This window comes from Nonomuraea sp. ATR24 (assembly GCF_041950485.1).
GTDB classification, from domain to species: Bacteria; Actinomycetota; Actinomycetes; order Streptosporangiales; family Streptosporangiaceae; genus Nonomuraea; species Nonomuraea ceibae.
Genome location: NZ_JBGNUU010000012.1, coordinates 254,289 through 276,349, shown reverse-complemented (window position 1 = coordinate 276,349; position 22,061 = coordinate 254,289). Strand labels below are relative to the sequence as shown.

Genomic DNA, 22,061 nt, shown 5'->3' with positions numbered 1-22,061 from the left:
CGCCGAATCGGTCATGACGACCTAATGCGACCGATCGCCCTGACCGGCATGCCAGTACATTTGCCGGGTGTTGTACGGTCGGGCCGCCGAAGAAGAACAGTTGCGCCGCCTCCTCACCGAGGCCGGAGCCGGTGCGAGCGCCGCGCTGGTGCTGACCGGCGAGGCGGGCATCGGCAAGACCGCGCTGCTCGACCACCTGGCGTCCGGCGCGGGCAGGGTGCTGCGGACGACCGGGATCGAGTCGGAGAACGAGCTGCCGTTCGCCGCCCTGCACCAGCTGCTGCGGCCTGCCCTGGACCACCTGGACCTGCTCCCCGGGCCGCAGGCGGAGGCGTTGCGGGCCGCGTTCGGCATGACCGCGGCCACCGGCCGCGACCGTTTCCTGATCGGGCTCGCCGTGCTGACGCTGCTGTCGGAGCACGCCGGGGAGCAGGCGCTGCTGTGCCTGGTGGACGACGCGCAGTGGGTGGACCAGGCGTCCCTGGACGCGCTGACCTTCGCCGCGCGGCGGCTGGACGCCGAGGGCGTGGTGATGCTCTTCGCCCTGCGCGAGCCGCGTCCGCTCGGTCTGCCTGAGCTGCGGCTGGGCAGGCTGGACGAGGCGGCCACGGCGGCGCTGCTCGCGGCGCGGACGGGCGGCGAGCTGCCCGCGTACGTGCGCGAACGGGTCACGGCGGAGGCGCAGGGCAACCCGCTGGCCCTCGTCGAGCTGTCGCGGGCGATGACCGCCGAGCAGCGCGCGGGGCTGCTCGGCCCGCTCCCGGCGGCGCCGGGCGGCCTCAGCGCGGCGGGTCGCGTGCAGGCCGCGTTCGGCGCGCAGCTCGGCCTGCTGCCGCCGCTCACCCGGCGGGCGCTGCTCGTCGCCGCCGCCGACGACACCGGCGATCCGGCCGTCGTCCTGGCCGCGGCCGGGGCCGCCGCGCCCGACCTGGAGCCGGCCGAGAAGGCCGGGCTGATCCACCTGACCGGCTCCACGCTGGCCTTCCGGCATCCGCTGGTGCGGGCCGCCGCCTACCAGGGAGCCACGTTCGCCGAGCGGATCGCCGCCCACGACGCCCTGGTGGCCGTCCTGCACGGCGACGAGCACGCCGACCGCCGCGCCTGGCACCGGGCGTCCGCCGCCACCGGCCCCGACGAGCGGGCCGCCGCCGAGCTGGAACGCGCCGCCGAGCGCGCCACCGGCCGGCAGGGCATGGCCTCGGCCTCCGCCGCGTACGAGCGCGCCGCCCAGCTCAGCGCCGACCCCGCCGCCCGGCAGCGCCGCCTCGTCACGGCGGCCCAGGTCGCCGCCGACGCCGGGCTGTTCCACCGCGTCGCCGCGCTCCTGGAGCACGGCGACGGGACCGGTTCGCCCGAGGCGGCCCGGGTGCGGGCCGCGCTCGAGCTGAACGCGGGCTCGGCCGCCGAAGCCGTCCGGGTGCTGCTCGGCGCGGACTTCGGCGAGCCCGCCATCGCCGTCGAGGCCATGCACGCGGCCCTGTCCGCGGGTGACCCCGGCCTGGCCGCGCGCGTGTGCGAACGGGCGCTCGCCGCCCCTCCCGGCCCCCACGGCACGCTGACCGGCGTCGCCCTGCTCCTCACCGGCCGGGCCACGACGCCCCGCTGGGAGGACGCGGCCCGGGACGCGGGGGCGCTGTTCAGCGAGCGCTTCCTGGCCGCCCGCGCCGCGTACGCCGTCGACGACCATCGCCTGGCGGGCGAGCTCGCCGCGCTCCTGCTGGACCACTGCCGCTCCCACGGGCTGCTCGGCTGGCAGGCGACGTGCCTGCACCTGCTCGCGGAGAGCCGGCTCGCGCTCGGCGCCCTGGACCTGGCCGGGCAGTCGGCGGCGGAGGGACTGCGCCACGCCGAGTACGCGGGGCTGGACCACCGGGCCTGCCACCTGCGCGCCACCCTCGCCACCGTCGCCGCCCTGGAAGGCGACGAGACCCGCTGCCGCGAGCTGGCCGGGGACGCCCTCGCGCACGCCACCGCCCACGACATCGGCTCCGCCGCCGCCCACGCCCGTCACGCGCTGGCCCTCCTGCACCTCGGCGCCGGCGACCCCGCCCCGGCGCTCGCCCACCTGGACCGCGTCCCGCCGGGGCCGCCGATGCTGACCGCCTTCCTGCTGCCCGGCCTGGTCGAGGCCGCCGCCCGCACCGGCACGCCCCGCCCCGACGCCGCGGCCGGCTACGAGCGGTGGGCGCGGCGGACCGGCAGCCCGGCCGCGCTCGCCCTCGCCGCCCGCTGCCGGGCCCTCACCAGCACCGGCGAGCAGGCCGAGGACCACTTCGGCGCGGCGCTCGGCCACCACGAGCCGGGCCTGGAACGCTCGCGCACGCACCTGCTGTACGGCGAGTGGCTGCGCCGGCGCCGCCGACGCACCGACGCCCGCCGCCACCTGCGCGCCGCGCTGGAGGGCTTCGACCGGGCCGGCGCCGCGCCGTGGGCCGCCCGCGCCCGCGCGGAGCTCCGGGGCACCGGCGAGGTGATCGACGAGACCGCCGCCACCGGCAGCCCGCTCGGCCGCCTCACCCCGCAGGAGCGGGAGGTCGTCCGGCTCGCCGCCGCCGGGGTGAGCAACCGGGAGATCGCGGCGCAGCTCTTCCTCAGCCCCCGCACGGTCGGCCACCACCTCTACCGAGCCTTCCCCAAGCTGGGCGTCACCTCACGCAGGCAGCTCGCCGACGCCCTCGGCCGCTGACCGTCTTGCCCCGGTCAGCCGGCCGGGGTCGTACGGGAGGTGAGGTCGCGCCGCACGCCGTCGCGGTAGCCCGGCAGGGCGGGCGTCCAGCCGAGCTCGGCCTTGGCCTTGGCGTTCGACACGCGCATCGACGTGTCGACCATCAGGGCGGCGAAGTACGGCGCGGCCAGGCGGATGACCCGGTCCGGCAGCGCGCGCGGCGGCCTGACGCCCGCCGCGCGCGCGTGCTCGCGGAACATCTCGCCCCAGGTGACGGGCGTGTCGTCGACGATGTTGTACGCCTGACCGGCCGCGCCCTTCTCCAGCGCAGCCACGGTGGCCGAGGCGGCGTCGGCGAGGTGGATCCACGCCATGGTCCGCCCGCCGTCGCGCGGCACCGGCAGCCTGCCGGACCGCAGCGCCTCCACGAAGCTCCGCGACGCGGTCAGCCCGTAGAACGCGCCGTAGCGCAGGGCGACGCCGTCGATCCCGTCGGCCTCGAACGCCTGCCGCTCGGTGGCGCGCATGGCCGCCACGACCGGGTCGGTCCTCGCGCCGCGCGCCTGGCCGAACGGGTCCTCCTCCGTCAGCGGCCTGACGCCGTGGTCGAGGAAGCCGTAGCCGGGCACCATCGACTGGGTGACGAACCGGCGCGCGCCGACCGCGCGGGCGGCCTTCAGCAGGTGCGCGGTGCCGGTGGTGCGCAGCGTGTTGGTCATCGCCATGTCGGCGTAGCGGGCCGGGGTCTTGGCCAGCGCGGTCAGCTCGTGGATCAGCGCGTCGGCGCGCAGCCCGCCGACCGCGCGCAGCAGGCCGTCGCGGTCCAGCACGTCGGCCACCACCGTGGTGGCGCCGGGAACCCGCACCCCGGCGTTCCGGGTGAGGGCCAGCACCTCGTGGCCCGCCTCCACCAGCGCCGCCACCAGGGGGCGGCCGATCGCCCCCGTGGCCCCCGCGACCAGAACCTTCATGACAGCCTCCTCGTCATCGTCCGCGTACCGGCATCCAGACGGATCCAGCGGCAGCGAACGTGACATCGGCGCCTCACGGCCGGCCGTGCAGCTCCAGCTTCGTCGTGAGCTCGGCCGCCTCGGGCGAGGCGGCGCCGAGGACGGTGAGGGCGCGCCGCCAGGCGTCGGCGGCCTGGGGCAGGTCGCCGAGCTCGTGGTGCAGGTCGCCGAGGGCGCGCAGGGCCAGGCCCTGGCGGCGGGGCGCGGGGATGTCCCCCGCGATGGCGATGACCTCGGTCAGCGTGGCGATCGCCTCGCCGGAGCGGCCCTGCCTGCGCCGCAGGTCGGCCCAGGTGAACAGGACGCGGGCCTGGCTGACCCGGTCCTGGACGCCGTGGTAGATCTCCAGGGCGTGCCGCAGCCGGCGTTCGGCGTCGGCCAGGTCGTGCTGGGCGAGCCTGACCATGCCGAGCCCGAGCACGGCGTAGGCGATCCCGATGGGGAAGCCGAGCTCGTCGAGGCAGGCCCGCGCCCGGCTGAAGCAGTCCTCGGCGGCGGCGAGGTCGCCGCGTTCGAGCTCGATCTCGCCGAGGACGATCCGGGTGAACTCGCGGGAGCGGACGTCGCCGGTGCGGTCCGCGAGCATGATCGCGCGCCGGATGTGGCGGGTGGCGAGGTCGTACCGGCCCTGGCTGAAGTGCAGGCGGCCGATGCCGCGGACGCGGGTGATCTCGGTGAACCGGTCGCCGGCGCGGGCCAGGCCGTCGCCCGCCTGCTCGTAGCAGGCGAGCGCGTCGGCGGCGCGGCCCCGCAGGCGGTGCAGCTCGGCCAGGGTGACCTGGGCCAGGGCGTGGCCGTACGGGTCGGCGGCCCTGTCGAACAGCGCCAGCGACTCCTCGATGACCTGCTCGCAGCGGGCCAGCTCGTTGCGGGCGAAGTACAGGCGGGCCAGGCCGTAGAGGGCGACCGCCTGGCCCCGGACGTCGCCGGTCGCGCGGGTGCTGGCCAGGGCGGTCTCGTGCATCGCGTGCCATTCGTCGTAAAGGCCGCGGGTCTCCAGCGGGTGCATGGCCGCGGCGGCGAGCTCCCAGCACGCCGCGAGCGTGGCGCTCTGGCGGACGGCGGCGACGAGGGCCGCGCGTTCGGCCTCGATCCAGGCGAGCGGGTCGGGCAGGACGTGCCCGTCGGTGACCTGCGGGCCGGGCGACCAGAGCAGGTCGCCGCCGCGCGGGAGCTGGTAGTCGCCGCCGCACAGCTTGATGTGGGCCTGGCGGGTCAGCGCGAGCCAGCCGCTCACCGCCCGCCGCACCGCCGCGGTCCGCTCGGCCTCCGTCTCGGCGGCCTCGGCGCATTCGCGGGCGTACGCGCGCGTCAGGTCGTGGAAGCGGAACCGGGTCTGCCCGCTCCGGTCGCGGCCCGCGACGTCCAGCAGGCGGACGTCGACCAGCTCCTCGACCAGGTCCTCGGCCTCGGCCGGGGGCGCGTCGAGCAGGGCGGCGGCCGTCCACGCGGCGAAGTCCGGCGCCTCCAGCAGGCCGAGCAGGCGGAACAGCCGCTGCGCCGGCAGCGTCAGGCCCTGGTAGCCCACGGCGAGCGTGGCCCGCACCGCCTGGGAGCCGTGGGACAGGTGCCGCAGGCGGTCGCGGGTGTCGCGCAGCCGGGCGACGAGCTGGTCCACGTTCCAGTGCGGGCGGGCGGCGAGCTTGGCCCCGGCGATCCGCACGGCGAGGGGCAGGCCGCCGCAGAGCTGGACGAGCCGGTCGGTGTCGCCCGCCGCCTCGGCCGCCCGTTCGGCGCCGATGACGGACCGCAGCAGCTCGCGCGCCTCGCCCGGCGGCATCAGCGGCAGCTCGATCCGGCGCGCGGCGGGCAGGCCGGTCAGGCGCCGCCTGCTGGTGACCAGCACCGCGCAGCCCGGGGTGCCGGGCAGCAGCGGGCGGAGCTGACCCTCGTCCGCGGCGTCGTCCAGCACCACGAGGAAGCGCCGGTCGGCCAGCTTCCCCCGGTACATCTCCGCCCGTTCCTCCAGGCTCGCCGGGATCGCGGCGCTGTCGACGCCGAGCGCGCGCAGGAACCGTCCCAGTGCCGTCTCCGGCGTGACCGGCGACTGGCCCGCGCCGTGCAGGTTCACGTACAGCTGGCCGTCCCGGAAGTCGCGCCGCAGGTGGTGGGCGGCGTGGACGGCGAGCGTCGTCTTGCCGGCGCCGCCCTGACCGGAGATCACGCACACAGGGACGGGCGACTCGGGGCCCGCCTGCGGGCGGGCCGGGCGCAGCGTCTCCAGGGCGGCCGCCAGCTCGTCGGCCCGGCCGACGAAGTCGGCGGCGTCCGGCGGGAGCTGGCACACGCCCCCGTCACGCGGCCCGGGGGGCGCGCCGGACGGCAGGTCGCCGCCCAGCACCCTGGCCTGGAGCTGCTGCAGGTCCTTGCCCGGCTCCACGCCGAGCTCGCCCACGAGCACGTCGCGGGCCTGCCGGAAGACGTCGAGCGCCATGTCGCGCTGTCCCGTGCGGGCCAGCGCCAGCATGAGCAGGTACCAGGCCCGTTCCTGGAGGGGATGCTCGGCCAGCAGGCGGCGCAGGTCGTTCATGACGTCCTGGGCGTGCCCGAGGCCGAGCTTGGTCTCGGCGTGGTCGAGGCGGGTCCGCGTGCGCCGCTCCTCCAGCTCGTCGAGGCGGGCGAGCACGCCGGCGGGCAGGCGGACGCCCTCGGCGGGCTGGCCGCGCCACAGCGCCAGCGCGCGCTCGTAGTGTCCGGCGGCGGCCTCCGGCGCGCCCTCGGCCGCGGCCGAGCGGGCGAGCCGGGTCTCGCGTTCGAAGACGAGCAGGTCGACCAGGCCGGCGTCGGCCTCCAGCAGGTAGCCGGTGCCCTTCGTGAGGATGCGGATCCCGGCCGGGAGCGCCTTGCGCAGCCGGGCGACGTAGGTCTGCAGGTTGGAGACGGCCGAGGTGGGCGGGCTGTCCCACAGGGCGGCGACGAGGCGGTCCCGGGACACGGTGGCGTTCGCGTCGAGCACGAGGACGGCGAGCAGGGCGCTCTGCTTGCCGCTCAGCTCGACGGTCCGCTGGGCCACCCGGAGGAAGACCGGGCCCAGGACGCCACAGGCCAGTTCCGTCACGCACCACGCTCCCGCACTCGCGATGACCCCACCGTATTGTTGATCAACGGTTCGCGCAGTCGAAATCAGTTGTCCCCTTTGCGCCACACTCGTCCCATGCGCATCGGACGGCCTCTCACCCTGCTCGGCGCGATCTTCGGCGTGGTCGGGCTGGTGCTGCTCGGCGTCGGCGTCGCGCTGGCCGTCTCCTCGGCGAGCTTCCTGTCCTCGGCCGGGCGGGCCGACGGGACCGTGGTCGACATGACGGAGCGGATCACCACCAAGCCTCGCAACTCCGACGGGCACCGGCGCCGGGAGTCGGTGTGGTACCCGACCGTGGAGTTCAGCGTCGGCGGCCGGACGTACACGTTCCGGGACTCCACCGGCAGCAACCCGCCGTCCTACGCGACGGGCGAGAGCGTGCCCGTCGCCTACGACCCGGGCGACCCGGCGGACGCGCGGATCGCCTCGTTCTCGTCGGGCTTCCTCGGCCCGCTGATCGTCGGCGGGCTGGGGCTGCTGTTCACCCCCGTGGGCGCGGTGCTGTTCGTCAGGGGGCGGCGGGGTCACGCGTGAGGGCCGGGCCCGCCGGTCCTGGCGTAGCCGTGCTCGTAGGCCCAGATGACCGCCTGGACGCGGTCGCGGAGCCCCAGTTTGGCCAGGATGCGGCCGACGTGGGTCTTGACCGTGCCCTCCGCCATGTAGAGGCGGCCGGCGATCTCGGCGTTCGTCTCGCCCGCCGCGATGCGCCGCAGGACCTCCCGCTCCCGCTCGGTGAGCTGGACGCCCGGGTCCGCGGGCCGAGGCAGCGTGGGGGCGACGTGGTCGAGCAGCCGCCGGGTGGTCGACGGGGCGATGACCGCGTCGCCCGCGTGGACGGTCCGCACCGCGGCCACCAGCTCGTCCGCCGGCGCGTCCTTCAGCAGGAACCCCGACGCGCCCGCCCGCAGCGCGGCGAACGCGTACTCGTCCAGGTCGAACGTGGTCAGCACGATGACCCTCGGGCCGCCCCCGGCCAGCAGGCGGCGGGTGGTCTCGACGCCGTCGAGGCGCGGCATCCGCACGTCCATCAGCACCACGTCGGCGCTGACGCGCGCCAGCCCCGCGAGGGCGTCGAGCCCGTCGCGCGCCTCGCCGACGACCGCCATGTCGTCCTGCGCGTCGATCACCATGGCCGTGCCGGTGCGCACCAGGTCCTGGTCGTCGACCACGAACACCCTGATCGTCATCGCGCGCCCTCCCGGTACGGCAGACGGACCCTCACCACGAATCCCCGCTCCCCCTCGGCCCGGGCGGACACGGTGCCGCCGACGGCCGCCATCCTCTCGCGCATCCCGGCCAGCCCGTGTCCCGGGGGCTTGCCCGGGGCGGGGGGTGGGCCGTCGTCGGTCACCGTCACCTCCAGCGCGCCCCGGGTCCACGACACGTCCACCGACGAGCGGGCCGCGCCGCCACCGTGCTTGAGCGTGTTGGTCAGCGCCTCCTGGACCACGCGGTAGAGCGCGAGCTCCGCCCCCGGGCCGATCGGCCTGGGCTCGCCGGAGGCGGTCATGGTGACGTCGAGCCCGGCCGCGCGCGTACGGTCGAGCAGGCCGGGAAGGTCGGCGAGGCCGGGCTGCGGCGTGAGCCCGGCCGGTTCGGCGCGCAGGACGCCGACGAGGCCGCGCATCTCGGTGAGCGCCTGCCGCCCGGTCTCCTCGACGGTGGCCAGCACCTCCGGGGCGCGGGCGGGCACCAGCCGGCCGCCCCTGGCCTGGGCGACGATCACGGCGAGGGCGTGCGCGACGACGTCGTGCATCTCGCGGGCGATCCTGGCCCGCTCCGCCAGCGTGGCCCGCTCGGCCGACATCGTGGCCTGCTCCTCCAGCAGCTCCACGTAGCGGAGCTGGCTCCTGCGGTGCAGGCCCAGGCCCCAGGCCGCGACGACGACGGCCAGCAGCAGGCCGAGCAGCATCCACGGGTCCGGGCCGAGCCGGGCGGCGGCCACGCTGGCGTCGGTGGCGAACCTGGCCGCCGCCAGCCCCGCCCCCGCCACGCCCACGACCAGCGGCGGGTACGGGCTGCCGTACGCGGTGCGCGAATACAGCGCGAGCGGGAAGAGCACGACCGTCGGCAGCACCATGAACAGGCCGGTCACCGCCGCCTGGACGGCCATCATCCCGGCGATCACCGCGAACGCCCACAGGTCCCGACGGAACGCGAACGCCACGTGCGCCACCAGGCAGGCCGCCACCAGGACGATCGCCCTCGGGCCCGGCACGGACAGCACGGCCACGACGGCGGACAGCAGGAAGACCGGCAGTCCGAGCACGAACGCGACGGTGACGTCGAACCTGCGGGCGGGGCTCATCCGCGCTGGAAGGCCAGCGTGGCCCCACCCACGGCGAGCCCGAACAGCAGCCAGCTTCCATAGACCACGGACACCATGATGACGGCCGAGGCGTCGCCGAGCGGCACCGGGCCGTCGGTCACCCCGAGAAGCTGCGCAAGCGTGCCGAAAACCGACATACTTCCCATCGTGGCCAGCATGGCGGCTCCCGTCCAGCCGCCGGCCAGCACCAGCCGGCGCGGCAGCCGCCGCCCCCACCCCTGCACCAGCGCCAGCGACCCGGCCGCGCCCATCACCAGCATGACCAGCTCACCGTACGGGAACCCCTCCGCGTACACCGCCGGGCGCAGGAACTCGCCGCCGAACGACCAGTAGAGCTTGGCGGTCGGGTAGACGAAGCCCAGCGCGAACGCCGTGTAGCCGAGCCAGGGCCCGCCCGGCACCCGGGTCCGCCGCAGGATCAGCGCGCCCACCAGCCCGGTCGCGGCCAGCGCGAGCGCCCGGCCCGCCATCCCCGGCCAGTCGACCGTCGCGAAGTCGCCCGCCGGGATGCCGGTGACCGCGAAGAACGCCCGGAACCCGTCCAGCACCACCCCGCCCGCCGACCAGAGCAGCAGCACCGCCGCCGCCCACCCGAGCGGCGCCAGCCGGGGGACCAGCGCGAACACCGCCCCCGCCAGCGCGGCCCCCGCCGTCACGAGATGGGGCGCGAAACCGGCCGTGTACGACGGCGCGGGCAGCCCCGCCGTCACCAGGGCCGTGATGAGAGTGAGCAGCGACACGACCGCCGCCGCGAGTTGAAGCCTGGAGATTCGCATGCCGTCGACGATCCCGCCCCGCCCCGGGCCCCCGCGTCTCCACCAGGTCCCCCGAGCCCAAGACCCCAGAGGTATTGACAACCAGCCCGGATGCGGTGCGGCGGGTCAGGCTTCGCCGGTCCGGAGGACGGCGTCAAGCCGGCCCGTACCCGCACGAGCGGCTCGCCGAGGTCATCCTCACCACCCTGGCCGCCTGCCGCCGCTGACCGCGCGACCTGCGGTTCCCGTCTACATGGTGGCCCGGCCGGAGATGGGTGTCAGGCCCGATGGAGTTCCCGGCCGGGGACGGGCAGACTGTAGGGCCATGCGTGAGGGGCGGAAGGTCCCCCGGAGCGCCTGCTCACCCGCATGGCCGCGGCACGACCATGGAGGGAGAGGGCCCATATGGACGCACTCGACATCGCTGAGCCCGGGCTGTGGATCCTGCTGGGCCTGTCCCTTCTCGTGATCGCCGGGCGGTGCTTCCGGGTGGTGGGCGAGGACGAGCGGCTGGTGGTGCGCAGGTTCGGGCGGACGAAGGGGGTGCGCGGGCCGGGGCCGGTGGTCATGTGGCCGGTGCTGGACCGGGAGGTGCGGGTGCCGTTGCGGCTGGAGCCGCTCGAGCTGTCCTGCCCCGGCGCGGTGACCAGGGACGGGGTGACGGTTCAGGTCACGGCGGCCGCGCTGACGGCGGTGACCGATCCGGTACGGTTCGCGACGGCGGTCGAGAGCCCGGCGGCGGCCACGGCGATGGCGGTCGAGGGCGAGCTGCGGCGTCACATCGCCCAGCGGGACCTGGCCGAGCTGCCGGCGCTGGCGGCTTACGACCACGCCGCGCTGGCCGACCGGGTGAGTGAGACGAGCATGCGGTGGGGGGTGGAGGTGGTGCTGCTCGACGTCACCGACGTCCAGATCCCGCTCAGCGGCGGGCTGGTGCACTGGCTGGAGAGCCGGGCGGGCGCACGGTAGCGGCGCGGTCCCGCTACAGCTTGACGATCATCTTGCCCACGTTGCCGCCGCGGAGCATGGCGATGAAGGCGTCGGCCATGCCGTCGAGGCCCTCGGTGACCGTCTCCGCCGCGACGAGCCGCCCGGCCCGCAGGTGCGGGATCGCGAACTCCTCCAGCTCGGGCTGCAGGTGCCCGTAGTCGCGGACGAGGAAGCCCTCCAGGCGGAGCTGCTTGCCCACGACGTCGAACAGGTTGCGCGGAGCGGCGGGCGGGACCGGCGTGTTGTACTGGCCGACCGCGCCGCACCAGGCGATGCGCCCGTGCGGGAGCAGCGCGCCGATGGCCGCCTCCAGGTGGTCGCCGCCCACGTTGTCGACGTACACGTCGATCCCGTCCGGCGCGGCGGCGGCGAGCCGGCCGCCGAGGTCGCCCGCCCGATAGTCGATCGCGGCGTCGAAGCCCAGCTCGGAGGTCAGGTACGCGGCCTTGGCCGCCGAGCCGGCGCTGCCGACGACCCGCCCGGCGCCGAGCAGCCTGGCGAACTGGCCGGCCGCGCTGCCCACTCCCCCGGCCGCCGCCGACACGAACACGGTCTCCCCCTCGCGCAGCCGGGCCACCTGGGTGAGCGCCACGTACGCCGACAGGCCCGTCCCGCCCAGCACGCCCAGGTACGCGGTGACCGGCACGCCGGGCGCCCGGGGCAGGATCCGGACGTCCTCCGGCGCGACCACGGCGTGGCTGCGCCACCCCTGGCGGTGGAAGACCAGGTCACCGGGTGCGAGCCGGGGGTCGCGCGAGTCGGCGACCCGGCCGATGGAGCGGCCCTCCAGGGGGATGCCGAGGTCGTCGGTGTCCATCCGCTCCCGCATGTACGGGTCGACCGAGAGGTAGAGGTTCTCCACCAGCGCCTGTCCCGGGCCCGGCACCGGGTCGGGGATCTTGACATATGCGAAGTCTCCGGTGTCCGGCCACTCGTGGGGCCGGGCCACCTGATGCACGATGACAGCCATGGCCGAGGAGTCAACCGGGAGCCGCCCCACGCCGACACTGATTTAGGCTCTGGCTTAATGATTACCTACCGGCTGTCCGTCGACGACCTCGCGGACGTGCGTTTCGCCTGCTCACCGCTGCTGGAGACCGTCACCAGCCTGTGGGCCCTGCGGCGGCCGGAGCGGCACGCGATCCACCTGCCCTGGATCCGGCGGGCCCGCGCGGCGCTCGCCGGGGCGGCGCCCGCCGACGTCGCCGTGCTCGACGGACTGCTCAGCCCCGGCCGCGACTGGCTGCCCGACTTCCTCACCCCGCGCCCCGCCGTACGCTCACCCGACATCGCCGGCGAGCTCGACCGCCTGCGCGGCACCCCGCCGGAGCGCGCCCTGGCCGACTTCCGCGCCGTCTACGGCACCCACCCGCTGCCCGGGACGACCGATCCGGCCGCCATCGCCGGCGTGCTGGGACGCTACTGGGACGCGGCCGTCGCCCCGCACTGGCCCCGGATGCGGGCCGTGCTGGAGGCCGACCTGCTGCACCGGGCGCGGCAGGCCGCCGCCGACGGCGCCGCCGCCGTGCTGCGCGGCCTCGACCACCGGGTGAGCTTCGCCGACGGCGCGTTGCGCGTGTACGGCGGCGCCTCGCTGGACTACGAGGCCGACGTGGCCGGGCGCGGCCTGTGGCTGGTGCCCACGCTGTTCGCGCCGCAGACCATCGCGCCCGTCGGGCCCGGCGAGCCGCCCACCGTGATCTACCGGTGCCGGGGCATCGGCACCCTGTGGGAGGCGTCCCCGGCGCCCCCGCCGGAGGCGCTCGCCGAGCTGATCGGGCCCACCCGGGCGAGCCTGCTGGCGACCCTGGACGACCCGATGTCGACGTCGGAGCTCGCCAGGCGGCACGGCGTCACGCCCAGCGCCGTCTCCCAGCATCTCGCCGTGCTGCGGCGCAACGGGCTGCTGTCCCGCACGAGGGCGGGCCGTCAGGTGCTGTACGCACGGACGGCGCTCGCCGACCAGCTGATGGCGCCCTGAGGACAGCCCCCGCGCTTGGGTTCAGTGGCCGTACAGGCGGCGGTAGCGGCCCGGCGAGGTGCCGATCAGCCGGGCGAAGTGGCGGCGCAGCAGCGCGGTGACGCCGAAGCCGCAGCGGGCCGCGACCTGGTCGATGGGCAGCGTCGTGGACTCCAGCAACTGCTGGGCGCGGGCGATGCGGGCGTGCAGCAGCCACTGGGCCGGGGTGGTGCCGGTGTAGTCGGCGAAGTGCCGGGCGAACGTGCGCGGGCTGGTCCGGGCATGGGCGGCCAGGTCGGCCACGGTCAGCGCCTGGTCCAGCCGCTCCAGCGCCCACGCCTGGGTGGCGGCGATGTCCGGGGCGGCCGAGCCGGTCGCGGGCACCGGCCTGGCGACGTACTGGGCCTGCGCGCCGTCGCGGTGACCGGCGGCGACGAGGTGGCGGGCGATGGTGTTGGCCACGTTCACGCCGTGCGCGAGCCGGACGAGGTGCAGGCACAGGTCGATGCCGGCGGTGGCGCCCGCGGAGGTCCAGACGCCGCGGTCCGCCACGAACAGCGCGTCCGGATCGACTGTGACGTCGGGGTGCGCCTCGGCGAGCCGGCCGGCCAGCAGCCAGTGGGTGGTGGCGCGCCGCCCGTCGAGCAGCCCGGCGGCGGCCAGCACGAACGCGCCGCTGCACAGGGCGGCGAGGTCGGCGCCCCGGCCGGCGGCGGCGCGCAGCGCGTCGGCGAGCCGCCCGTCCAGCGGCCCCTGGGGAACGCCGGCGCCGGGGATGACGATCAGGTCGGCGTCGGCGAGGCCGTCGAGCGCGTGCGCGGGCTGGACCCGCGCGGCGGGCTCCATCGTGACCGGAGCCCCGTCGACCGAGCAGAGCCGCAGGTCGAAGCGCGGCACCCCGGCATGGGAGCGGTCGGCTCCCCACACCCAGCAGGCGACCGAGTAGTCCAGCACGCTCATCCCGTCATGCAGAAGCAGAGCGACGCTGCGCATGGCAGGAATGTAGCGCATGTTGGCATTCCTGCTACTCCTGCCGCCTTCGCCGCCCCGATCAGGATGATCCCGGAGCCGAACGCAGAGGAGAGACACATCATGACCGGAGTGCATCGTCGGACGTTCCTGTGGGGCGCGGTCGCCGCCGGGGCGGGCGCGCTCCTGCCCGCGGCCGCCGTTCCCGCGGCGGCCCACGCCGGGGCGTCGCCGGGCGGGGCCATCACGTCCAGGTCCGTGGGCGCCTTCGACGTGGTGGCGCTCCGCGACTCCGCCGACACGTTCCCGGCGACGCGTACCGAGATGTTCCCGGACGCGACGGAGGCGGACTGGCAGCGGGCCCGCCGGGCCGACCCGGGCGCGTTCGGCCCCGACCTCGCCTGGAAGCTCGACTTCCGCTGCTACGCGGTGCGGCGTCCGGGCGGGCGGATCGCGCTGGTCGACGCCGGGGTCGGCCCGGCCGGCAGCCCCGGCTCGGCGTGGGCCGCCCCGGGCGTGCTGCCCGAACTGCTCGCCGCCGCCCGCATCGACGTGGCGGACGTGGACCTGGTCGTGCTGACCCACGTCCACGAGGACCACATGGGCTGGTCGGTGAGCACGGACGGGGTGCCGACGTTCCCGAACGCCCGGTACGTGGTCCAGCGGACCGAGGTGGCGCGGCTCGCGGCGACCAGCCCGATGCGCGACTACCTGATCGTGCCGTTGCAGCGCACGGGACAGCTCCGCGAGATCGACGGCGAGGTGCGGCTGGCCGGTGCGCGTGGCAGCCGGCTCACCGCGATCCCGACGCCGGGGCACACCGTGGGCCACCAGTCGGTGCTGGTCGACGGCCACGGCCGGCGCATGGTGATCACGGGCGACGTGCTGGTGCACGCCGTGCAGCTGGTCGCCCCGGGCGTCGGCTACGCGCTGGAGGCGGACCAGGCGGTGGCCGCCGAGACGCGCCGCGCCCTGCTCGCCGACGCCAGGCGCCGCCGCGCCACGCTGGCGACGGCCCACCTGACCAGCCCGTTCGTCAACGCCCGCTATCCCTGACCGGCGGTGTCGCGCAGCAGTGCGACGGCCCGCGCGGCGGCGGCGCCGATGGCGGCGTTGATCGCCGCGTCGTCCGCGCCGGGCTCGGACCGGGTGAAGACGGCGGCGGCGTAGCGCCCGCCGTCGGGGCAGGTGATGACGCCGATCTCGTTGCGGACGACCCCGGCCAGGCCGCCGCTCTTGGCCGCCACCCGGACGGGCTGCCGGAAGCCGCTCGCGATGCGGTGGCGGGTGAGCTGGCGGCCCATCAGCGCCCGCACCCGCGCGCACGCGGCGGCCGGGCCGGCGGCGTCGGACCAGATCAGCCGCAGCAGCTCGGTCATGTCGCGCGGCGTGGTGCGGGTGCCGCGCGCGGGGTCGAGGGCGCGGCACCCGGGCAGCCGCCGCTCGGCCCGCGCCACCTCCTCCGGCGGCGCGCCCGCCGACCAGGTGACCAGGTCCTCCCAGCCCGCGCGGCCGAGCTCGCGCCCCATCGAGTCGAGCATGGCCGCCAGGTCGGACTCGACCACGGTCGCGGCCAGCCCGAGGCGCGCGGCGGTCGCGTTGACCGCGGCGACGCCCGTGCGGCGCAGCAGCGTGTCGGCGGTGTGGTTGTCGCTGATCGTCAGCGCCAGCGTGACCATGTCCCGTAACGAGATGACCGTGTCGTCCTCGAACAGCGAGGTCCCGACCGGGCCAGGCGTGCGGGCGGCGGCGCGGAGGGTGACGCGCTCGCGCGGGTCGAGGCGGCCGTCGGCGAACCAGGTCTCGGCCTCCAGGGCGATCTGCACCTTGACCACGGAGGCGGGCACGACCGGCTCGGCGGAGCGCAGGCCGATCTCCGCGTCGCCGGTGAGCGGCCGGACGCACAGCGCGCCCTGGCATCCGGCCCGGTCGAAGATCTCTTGGAGCTCGTCCGCCATGTCAGTCACGGTACAGGGCGGAGATCGCGGAGGCCGCGCGGGACAGGTAATCGCGGGCCTCGGGCGGCGCGGTGACCTCGAGGTCCGCGTGGAACTGCAGCAGGTGGCAGACCGCGCCCAGCTCCGGGTAGGTGAACGGCACGCGCACCCAGTCGGGCCCGTCATCCTCGGGCGGGCCGCTGAAGTAGCCGCCGGCGATGCGGGTCACCATGTCAAGGCGTGACCGCCGGATGCGCGTCTCGATCCGGATGCCGTCGCCGCGCTGCTCCACCTGGCGGCGCAGCTCGTCCCACACCTGCGCCAGCTCCACGCCTGGGCGGCGGCGTACGGGCTCGGGGGTGACGGTCACGCGGGAGATGCGTTCCGTGCGGTAGAGGTACGGGCCGCGCCGGTGGTCGGCGACCAGGTACCAGACGCCGGCCTTGGCGACCAGCCCGTACGGGTCGACGGTGTAGCCGCGGACGGCGCGCTGGCCGCTGTGGCGGTAGCGCAGCCGCAGCCGCCGGTCGGCGAGGACCGCGTCGAGCAGGGTGTCGAGCGGGAAGTCGGGGCGGGGGCCGGCGAGCCAGCGGTCGGGGTCGACGAGGATGCGGCGGCTGGTCAGCTCGGCCGCGGGCCGGTGCGGCGCGGGGAGCGCGGCCATCACCTTGCGCATCGCGGAGCCGAACGCCTGGTCCAGGCCGAGCGCCGCGTGGGCGCCCCGGGCGCTCAGCACGAACAGCGCCCTGGCCTCGTCGGTGGTCAGCCCGGTGACGTCGGTGCGGAACCCGGCCAGCAGCCCGACGCCGCCGTGCTTGCCGCGCTCGGCGTAGACGGGGACGCCGGCGGCGGACAGCGCCTCGAGGTCGCGGTAGATGGTGCGCTGCGACACCTCCAGCAGCTCGGCCAGCTCCTTGGCGGGGACCAGGCGCCGGTGCTGGAGCACCAGCATGATCGACAGCAGCCGGTCGAATTTCACCCGTTCAGAATATGACGGCAGATGTCATGTTATGTCGCCAGGCTGGCCGTGCTGACCCTGACGAGACGAACGGAGTACGACATGACGCGCACCCTTGCCTCCGCGCTGGCCGGCCGGGTGACCGGACCGGTGTTCCTGCCTGGCCAGGACGGGTTCGAGGAGGAGCTGACCGGTTTCAACCTGGCGGTGCGGCACCGCCCCGACGTGATCGTCGGCGCCCGGGAGGCCGGGGACGTGGCGGCCGCGGTCGAGGCGGCGGTGGCGCACGGCCTGCCGGTGGCGGTGCAGAGCGCCGGGCACGGCTTCTCGGTCCCCGCGACGGGCGGCGTGCTGATCTCGACCCGGCGCATGACCGGCGTGCAGGTGGACCCGGAGACGCGGACCGCCCGGGTGGCGGCCGGGGCCCGGCTCGGCCAGGTGATCGCCGAGGCCGCGCCGTACGGGCTGGCCCCGCTGAACGGGTCGGCGCCGCACGTGGGCGTCGTCTCGTACGTGCTGGGCGGCGGGCTCGCGCTGCTGGGGCGCTCCCACGGCTGGGCCGCCGACCGGGTGCTGGCGCTGGACGTGGTGACCGCCGACGGCCGGGCCCGCCGGGTCACGCCGGACTCCGAGCCGGACCTGTACTGGGCGCTGGTGGGCGGGCGCGACAACGTGGGCGTGGTGACGGCGCTGGAGTTCGGCCTGGTGGAGGTGTCCCGGCTGTACGGGGGCGGCCTGTTCTTCGACGCCCGGCTCGCCGCCGGGGTGCTGGAGGCGTACCGGGAGTGGACCGCGGGCGTCCCGGCGGAGATGAACTCCTCGCTGGCGCTGATCCCGGGTCCGGACGGGCGGCTGTGCCACGTGCGGATCGCGTACACCGGCCCGGCGGAGGAGGGCGAGCGCCTGGTCGAGCCGCTGCGGCGGGTCGGCCCGCGGGTGCTGGAGACGCTGCGGGAGATGCCGTACGCGGAGTGCGCCTCGATCCACGACGACCCGCCGACGCCGATGCCGTGGGGCGCGGACAACGCCATGCTGCGCGAGCTGGACGAGAAGGCGGCGGGGATCATCCTGGCGCACGCCGGTCCGGAGGTCATCGTGGAGCTGCGTCACCTGGGCGGGGCGCTGGCCGCTCCCCCGGCGCGCCCGAACGCGGTCGGGCACCGGGACGCGGCGTTCATGCTGGCGGTCCTGACGATGGACGGGCGGCCGGCGCCCGCGGAGGTGTTCCGCGAGCTGCGGCCGTGGACGCTGGGCCGCTTCCTCAGCTTCATGGGCCACGGGGAGGCCGCCGGCCCGGAGCTGGTGCGCACCGCGTACCCGGCCGCCCACCACGCCCGGCTGGCCGCGATCAAGGCGGTGTACGACCCGGGCAACGTGTTCCGGTTCAACTACAACGTCGCGCCCGCGTCCTAGTGCGTGACCACGGGGGCGGGTGACGCGGCGGCGGCGCGGGCGGGCGTGCGCAGCACGGTCAGCGCGACGAGGAGCGCCGCCAGCAGGAGCCCGGCCGCGATGCCGAACGCCAGCCGGTAGCCGCCGGTCAGGGCCGCCGCCTGGGTCGCGCCCTGGCCGAGCAGCTCGCCGGTCCGGGAGGCGGCCATGGTGGACAGGACGGCCACGCCCAGCGCCATGCCGATCTGCTGGGTGGTGTTGAACAGGCCGGAGGCGAGCCCCGCGTCGTCGGCCCTGGCCGCGGACATGCCGAGCGTGGCGAGGGCGGGCAGCACCAGGCCGCCTCCGGCGATCAGCAGCATGACGGGCAGCAGGTCGGGGACGTACGACGCCTGCACGGGCACCCGGGTGAGCCAGGCCATCGCGGCGAGCAGCAGCACCAGCCCGGCGACGAGCACGGCACGGGCCCCGAACCGGTCGTTGAGCCGGGCGGAGACGAACAGCGAGACGCCGCCGATGGCGACGGCCGCCGGGAGCATCGCCAGGCCGGTCTCCAGCGCGCCGTAGCCGAGCACCTTCTGCATGTAGAGCGCGACGAGGATCTGGAAGGCGAACATCGCCGACAGGCTCAGCATCTGGGCGAGGTTCGCGCCGGCGACGTTGCGGGAGCGCAGCACGCGCAGCGGCATGAGCGGGCTGCGGGCGGTGGCCTGGCGGGCGAAGAACCCGGCCAGCAGCGCGAGCGAGAGCGCGCCCAGGCCCAGCGTGTGCCCGGCGGCCCAGCCGTACTCCTCGATCTTGACGACGGTGTAGATGCCGAGCATGAGGCCGCCGGTGACGAGGGCTGCGCCGAGCGTGTCGGCGCCCGCCGCGAGGCCGGCGCCGCGGTCGGCGGGCAGGACGCGGACGGCCAGGGCGACGGTGGCCAGGCCGATCGGCAGGTTGATGAAGAAGATCCAGTGCCAGGAGAGCGCGTCGGTGAGGACGCCGCCGAGCACCTGGCCGATGGAGGCCCCGGCCGCGCCGGTGAAGCTGAACACGCCGATGGCCTTGGCCCGTTCGCGTGGCTCGGTGAACAGCGTCACCAGGATGCCGAGCACGACCGCGGAGGCCAGCGCGCTGCCGGCGCCCTGGAGGAAGCGGGCGGCGATCAGCACGGCGGGCGTGGCGGCCAGGCCGGCGAGCAGCGACGCGGCGGCGAAGATCACGTTTCCGGCGAGGAACACGGTCTTGCGGCCGATCAGGTCGCCGAGCCGCCCGGCCAGGAGCAGCAGGCCGCCGAAGGGGATCAGGTAGGCGTTGACGGTCCAGCTCAGCCCGGCCGCGGTGAAGCCGAGGTCGCGCTGGATGGCGGGCATCGCGACGGTGACGATGCTGCCGTCGAGGATGGTCATCAGGCCGGCGGCCGACAGCGCGATCAGGGCGAGCGGGCGCGATGGGGTGGGGGACATGGCCTCTCCTGTTCAGATGCGGACAGGTGAGACCCTAACAGATGGTTTTGTTGTAGACGATCCCCGTCGGACTTATTTCTGGGACTGGCGGGCCCGGCGCGCGCCCGGCGCGACCTCGACCGGGGTGGACAGGTGGCCCTCGGCCAGCCGCCGCATCGCCGCGAGCAGCGTCTCGCGCTCCGCCTCCGGCAGGGCGTGCAGCGCCTCCCGGTGCACGCCGTCGACGATCTCCTGGCTGCGCCGGGCGATCTCGGCGCCCTTCTCGGTGACCGCGATGATGCGCGCCCGCCGGTCGGTGCTCGACGGGCGGCGCTCGGCCAGCCCGGCCTTCTCCAGGGCGTCGACGGTGACCACCATCGTCGTCTTGTCCATGTCGCCGAGCTCGGCGAGCTGGATCTGCGTGCGCTCCTCCTCCAGGGCGTGGACGAGCACGCAGTGCATCCGCGCCGTCAGGCCGATCTCGGCCAGCGCGGCGGCCATCCTCGTCCGCAGCACGTGGCTGGTGTGGTCGAGCAGGAACGACAGGTCGGGCTCAGTGCGGCCGGGCGCCATTGCGGTCATGCCACCAGCCTAGCCAATCGTCCCCATCCGGATTATCCGCAACGACCCTGCACGGACAGGCGCTCCGCCACGCTCCGCGTCACCCGGCCGGCGCCTCCCCCGATCGGCCTCCGATCCAGGCCGCGACGTCGGCGACCACGGCCGGGTCCACGTGCTGCGCGGGCTCGTACCCGGCCGGGGTCGACGGGCCCGTGCCGGGGAAGAACAGGTGGTCGTCGGCGTCGAAGACGCGGATCGTGACGTCGGGCCGGTGGCCGAGCCCGGCGCGCCAGCCCGCCAGGTCGTGCTCGACGGTCACCTGGTAGTCGCGGCCACCCTGGAGGATGAGCATGGGCCGCTCCAGCGCCGCCGCCGTCGCGACGGGGTCGTAGCCGCGCAGCTCCAGCCAGTACGGCGCGGGCAGGCCGAACAGCAGCGACTGCGCCGGGGCCGAAGGCGACAGGGCCGGGTCGGCGACCGCCTCGGCCTGCCGGGTGATCGTCTCGACGGCGGCGTCCATGTCCGGCCCCGGGTCCAGCGACGCGAGGTATCGGACGACGCGGACGGCGGCCTCGTGCATGGGCTGCGTGTCACCGGCCATGATCACCAGACCGGCGACGGCCGGCTCCGCCTCGGCGACGCGCGGGGCGACCTTGCCGCCCATGCTGTGGCCGAGGACGAACACGCGGTCCGGGTCGACGCCCGGCTCGTCCCGCAGCAGGCGGACGGCGGCGGTCGCGTACGGCACGTACTCGCCGGTCATGGTGAGCTCGGCGGCGGCGTGGACGTGGGTGGCCTTGTCGAATCTGGCGACCGCGATCCCGCGCGTGGCGAGCCCCCAGGCCAGGTCCTTGAGCGGCTTGTTGGCCCCGCTGGTGGCGTCGCGGTCGAACGGCCCTCCCCCGCTGAGCAGGACGACGCCCGGACGCGGGCCGGGCCCGCTCGGCAGGCTCAGCGTGCCGGGGACGGCCAGGGGCCCGTCGCCGATCACGATGTCGCGTTCGGCGAACGCCGCCGGGTCGGCGTACGGCGGCGGCTCCCAGGGCGGGGTGAGCGCGGTGAGCCGCAGGTCGTGCAGCAGGCCGTCGGCGTCGACGGCGACCACGACGGCGAGCCCGCCGCCCTCGCCGGTGACCGGGACGCTCACGCGGGCCGGGCCCGGCCCGGCGTGCTCGGTCGCGGGCTCGCCGATGCCGGTGACCGGCCCCCGCTCGGCGATCGCGCCCGTCCAGGCCGCGCGCACCGCCTCGGCGTCGATCAGCTTCCGCAGCGGCGCCGCGAACAGCCGCTCGAGCTCCGCGAACCGTCCCGCGTGTGCGAGCTCGGCGACCGTCCGGGCGGTCGTCTCCGCCCCCGTTAACATTCTCATAGTTTGAGAACGGTAGCACGACATGAGATCGTACGGGAGTGAACACGCTGGAGCTCCTGGGCCACCCCGTACGGCTGCGCGTCGTGCACGCCATGCGCGGCGGGCGGACGCTGACCACGACCGAGCTGTGCGGCCTGATCCCCGACGTCTCCAAGGCCACCGTCTACCGGCACGTCGACCTCCTGGCGGCCGGCGGGGTCCTGGAGGTGGCCGGCGAGCAGCGGGTGCGCGGCGCGGTCGAGCGCCGCTACCGGCTGCGGCAGGACCGGGCGGTGATCGACGCCGAGCTGATGCGGACGCTGACGCCCGACGACCACCGGCGCGGCTTCGCCACGGCGATGGCGATCCTGCTCGCCGAGTTCAACGCCTACCTCGACCGGGAGCACGCCGACCCGATCGCGGACCTGGTCGGCTACCGGCAGCACGCCGTCTGGCTCAGCCCCGAGGAGCTCGACGAGCTGATCACCGGGCTGCGCGCGGCGATCGCGCCCAAGCTGGCCAACGAGCCGGGCCCCGGCCGGTCCCGCTACCTGCTCAGCCCGATCCTGTTCCCGAGCGAGGACGCCGGATAGCGACGCCGGCCTCCCTGGGCCGGGCCACGCACGCTACCCCTGAACCTGGCGAAGGTCCTCGCGGCCGGGTGGCGGTTACGGCAGC

Annotated in this window: 19 protein-coding genes; 7 read left to right on the top strand and 12 right to left on the bottom strand. The window is 75.8% G+C overall.

Annotated features, from left to right (window positions below; all coding sequences use genetic code 11):
• Positions 1-67: 67 nt before the first annotated feature.
• Positions 68-2,686 carry an AAA family ATPase gene (locus ACBI99_RS28060; protein ID WP_375073890.1) on the top strand — a complete coding sequence of 873 codons (2,619 nt, stop codon included), beginning with the start codon at positions 68-70 and terminating at the stop codon, positions 2,684-2,686.
• A 14-nt stretch (positions 2,687-2,700) separates the two neighbouring features.
• Here ACBI99_RS28060 and ACBI99_RS28055 read toward each other — a convergent pair whose 3' ends face one another.
• Both ACBI99_RS28055 and ACBI99_RS28050 read right to left on the bottom strand, forming a co-directional pair.
• On the bottom strand, positions 2,701-3,636 hold the full coding sequence (locus ACBI99_RS28055; protein ID WP_375073889.1) for an NAD-dependent epimerase/dehydratase family protein: 936 nt from the start codon (positions 3,634-3,636) through the stop codon (positions 2,701-2,703).
• Between the two features lie 73 nt (positions 3,637-3,709).
• Complete coding sequence (locus tag ACBI99_RS28050; protein WP_375073888.1) at positions 3,710-6,733, bottom strand: BTAD domain-containing putative transcriptional regulator; 3,024 nt, start codon at positions 6,731-6,733, stop codon at positions 3,710-3,712.
• Between the two features lie 96 nt (positions 6,734-6,829).
• Here ACBI99_RS28050 and ACBI99_RS28045 point away from each other — a divergent pair, with 96 nt between their 5' ends.
• On the top strand, positions 6,830-7,288 hold the full coding sequence (locus ACBI99_RS28045) for a DUF3592 domain-containing protein (protein ID WP_357593374.1): 459 nt from the start codon (positions 6,830-6,832) through the stop codon (positions 7,286-7,288).
• Here ACBI99_RS28045 and ACBI99_RS28040 read toward each other — a convergent pair.
• The 3 genes from ACBI99_RS28040 to ACBI99_RS28030 are packed head-to-tail and all read right to left on the bottom strand — an operon-like array spanning position 7,279 to position 9,859.
• On the bottom strand, positions 7,279-7,941 hold the full coding sequence (locus ACBI99_RS28040; protein ID WP_375073887.1) for a response regulator: 663 nt from the start codon (positions 7,939-7,941) through the stop codon (positions 7,279-7,281). The genes ACBI99_RS28045 and ACBI99_RS28040 overlap by 10 nt on opposite strands.
• Positions 7,938-9,062 (bottom strand): sensor histidine kinase, encoded by a 1,125-nt coding sequence (locus ACBI99_RS28035; protein ID WP_375073886.1) that lies wholly within the window; start codon positions 9,060-9,062, stop codon positions 7,938-7,940. The genes ACBI99_RS28040 and ACBI99_RS28035 overlap by 4 nt, the downstream gene beginning before the upstream one ends.
• Complete coding sequence (locus ACBI99_RS28030; RefSeq protein ID WP_357593369.1) at positions 9,059-9,859, bottom strand: hypothetical protein; 801 nt, start codon at positions 9,857-9,859, stop codon at positions 9,059-9,061. Before ACBI99_RS28030 ends, ACBI99_RS28035 begins: the two co-directional genes overlap by 4 nt.
• 384 nt (positions 9,860-10,243) lie before the next feature.
• On the opposite strand from ACBI99_RS28030, the gene ACBI99_RS28025 reads away from it, so the two are divergent.
• Positions 10,244-10,807, top strand: a complete 564-nt coding sequence (locus ACBI99_RS28025; RefSeq protein ID WP_375073885.1) for an SPFH domain-containing protein — start codon at positions 10,244-10,246, stop codon at positions 10,805-10,807.
• Between the two features lie 13 nt (positions 10,808-10,820).
• On the opposite strand, the gene ACBI99_RS28020 is transcribed toward ACBI99_RS28025, so the two are convergent.
• Entirely contained in the window at positions 10,821-11,798 is a 978-nt protein-coding gene (locus ACBI99_RS28020; RefSeq protein WP_375073884.1) for a zinc-binding dehydrogenase, read from the bottom strand.
• A 57-nt stretch (positions 11,799-11,855) separates the two neighbouring features.
• Between ACBI99_RS28020 and ACBI99_RS28015 the strand changes: the two genes are divergently transcribed.
• Positions 11,856-12,809 (top strand): helix-turn-helix domain-containing protein, encoded by a 954-nt coding sequence (locus ACBI99_RS28015; RefSeq protein ID WP_375073883.1) that lies wholly within the window; start codon positions 11,856-11,858, stop codon positions 12,807-12,809.
• Positions 12,810-12,830: 21 nt separating this feature from the next.
• Here the strand turns inward: ACBI99_RS28015 and ACBI99_RS28010 are convergent, their stop codons facing one another.
• Entirely contained in the window at positions 12,831-13,781 is a 951-nt protein-coding gene (locus ACBI99_RS28010; RefSeq protein WP_375073882.1) for a GlxA family transcriptional regulator, read from the bottom strand.
• A 99-nt stretch (positions 13,782-13,880) separates the two neighbouring features.
• Here ACBI99_RS28010 and ACBI99_RS28005 point away from each other — a divergent pair, with 99 nt between their 5' ends.
• Positions 13,881-14,813 carry an MBL fold metallo-hydrolase gene (locus ACBI99_RS28005; protein WP_375073881.1) on the top strand — a complete coding sequence of 311 codons (933 nt, stop codon included), beginning with the start codon at positions 13,881-13,883 and terminating at the stop codon, positions 14,811-14,813.
• Here the strand turns inward: ACBI99_RS28005 and ACBI99_RS28000 are convergent.
• Both ACBI99_RS28000 and ACBI99_RS27995 read right to left on the bottom strand, forming a co-directional pair.
• A complete protein-coding gene (locus tag ACBI99_RS28000; RefSeq protein ID WP_375073880.1) occupies positions 14,804-15,715 on the bottom strand; it encodes a serine hydrolase in 912 nt (303 codons plus the stop codon). The two genes, ACBI99_RS28005 and ACBI99_RS28000, sit on opposite strands and share 10 nt — an antisense overlap.
• Before the next feature lies 1 nt (position 15,716).
• Positions 15,717-16,673 (bottom strand): helix-turn-helix transcriptional regulator, encoded by a 957-nt coding sequence (locus ACBI99_RS27995; RefSeq protein WP_375073879.1) that lies wholly within the window; start codon positions 16,671-16,673, stop codon positions 15,717-15,719.
• 81 nt (positions 16,674-16,754) lie between these two features.
• On the opposite strand from ACBI99_RS27995, the gene ACBI99_RS27990 reads away from it, so the two are divergent.
• Positions 16,755-18,065, top strand: coding sequence for an FAD-binding oxidoreductase (locus tag ACBI99_RS27990; protein WP_375073878.1), 1,311 nt, complete (start codon positions 16,755-16,757; stop codon positions 18,063-18,065).
• Here ACBI99_RS27990 and ACBI99_RS27985 read toward each other — a convergent pair.
• From ACBI99_RS27985 to ACBI99_RS27975, 3 genes are all read right to left on the bottom strand, one after another.
• Positions 18,062-19,495 (bottom strand): MFS transporter, encoded by a 1,434-nt coding sequence (locus tag ACBI99_RS27985; RefSeq protein ID WP_375073877.1) that lies wholly within the window; start codon positions 19,493-19,495, stop codon positions 18,062-18,064. The genes ACBI99_RS27990 and ACBI99_RS27985 overlap by 4 nt on opposite strands.
• A gap of 72 nt (positions 19,496-19,567) precedes the next feature.
• Complete coding sequence (locus ACBI99_RS27980; RefSeq protein ID WP_364183501.1) at positions 19,568-20,056, bottom strand: MarR family winged helix-turn-helix transcriptional regulator; 489 nt, start codon at positions 20,054-20,056, stop codon at positions 19,568-19,570.
• Between the two features lie 79 nt (positions 20,057-20,135).
• Entirely contained in the window at positions 20,136-21,404 is a 1,269-nt protein-coding gene (locus ACBI99_RS27975) for an alpha/beta hydrolase family protein (protein ID WP_375073876.1), read from the bottom strand.
• A 38-nt stretch (positions 21,405-21,442) separates the two neighbouring features.
• On the opposite strand from ACBI99_RS27975, the gene ACBI99_RS27970 reads away from it, so the two are divergent.
• The gene (locus tag ACBI99_RS27970; RefSeq protein WP_308125928.1) at positions 21,443-21,976 is read left to right on the top strand and encodes a helix-turn-helix domain-containing protein; all 534 of its coding nucleotides are present in this window, start codon (positions 21,443-21,445) and stop codon (positions 21,974-21,976) included.
• The last annotated feature ends 85 nt before the right edge of the window (positions 21,977-22,061 follow it).

Excerpts from the sequence above, each read along its gene's own strand:
- ACBI99_RS28055 (WP_375073889.1), bottom strand. The coding sequence starts at position 3,636 with ATGAAGGTTCTGGTCGCGGGGGCCACGGGGGCGATCGGCCGCCCCCTG.
- ACBI99_RS28045 (WP_357593374.1), top strand. The coding sequence starts at position 6,830 with ATGCGCATCGGACGGCCTCTCACCCTGCTCGGCGCGATCTTCGGCGTG.
- ACBI99_RS28040 (WP_375073887.1), bottom strand. The coding sequence starts at position 7,941 with ATGACGATCAGGGTGTTCGTGGTCGACGACCAGGACCTGGTGCGCACC.
- ACBI99_RS28035 (WP_375073886.1), bottom strand. The coding sequence starts at position 9,062 with ATGAGCCCCGCCCGCAGGTTCGACGTCACCGTCGCGTTCGTGCTCGGA.
- ACBI99_RS28030 (WP_357593369.1), bottom strand. The coding sequence starts at position 9,859 with ATGCGAATCTCCAGGCTTCAACTCGCGGCGGCGGTCGTGTCGCTGCTC.
- ACBI99_RS28025 (WP_375073885.1), top strand. The coding sequence starts at position 10,244 with ATGGACGCACTCGACATCGCTGAGCCCGGGCTGTGGATCCTGCTGGGC.
- ACBI99_RS28020 (WP_375073884.1), bottom strand. The coding sequence starts at position 11,798 with ATGGCTGTCATCGTGCATCAGGTGGCCCGGCCCCACGAGTGGCCGGAC.
- ACBI99_RS28015 (WP_375073883.1), top strand. The coding sequence starts at position 11,856 with ATGATTACCTACCGGCTGTCCGTCGACGACCTCGCGGACGTGCGTTTC.
- ACBI99_RS28010 (WP_375073882.1), bottom strand. The coding sequence starts at position 13,781 with ATGCGCAGCGTCGCTCTGCTTCTGCATGACGGGATGAGCGTGCTGGAC.
- ACBI99_RS28005 (WP_375073881.1), top strand. The coding sequence starts at position 13,881 with ATGACCGGAGTGCATCGTCGGACGTTCCTGTGGGGCGCGGTCGCCGCC.
- ACBI99_RS28000 (WP_375073880.1), bottom strand. The coding sequence starts at position 15,715 with ATGGCGGACGAGCTCCAAGAGATCTTCGACCGGGCCGGATGCCAGGGC.
- ACBI99_RS27990 (WP_375073878.1), top strand. The coding sequence starts at position 16,755 with ATGACGCGCACCCTTGCCTCCGCGCTGGCCGGCCGGGTGACCGGACCG.
- ACBI99_RS27985 (WP_375073877.1), bottom strand. The coding sequence starts at position 19,495 with ATGTCCCCCACCCCATCGCGCCCGCTCGCCCTGATCGCGCTGTCGGCC.
- ACBI99_RS27980 (WP_364183501.1), bottom strand. The coding sequence starts at position 20,056 with ATGACCGCAATGGCGCCCGGCCGCACTGAGCCCGACCTGTCGTTCCTG.
- ACBI99_RS27975 (WP_375073876.1), bottom strand. The coding sequence starts at position 21,404 with ATGAGAATGTTAACGGGGGCGGAGACGACCGCCCGGACGGTCGCCGAG.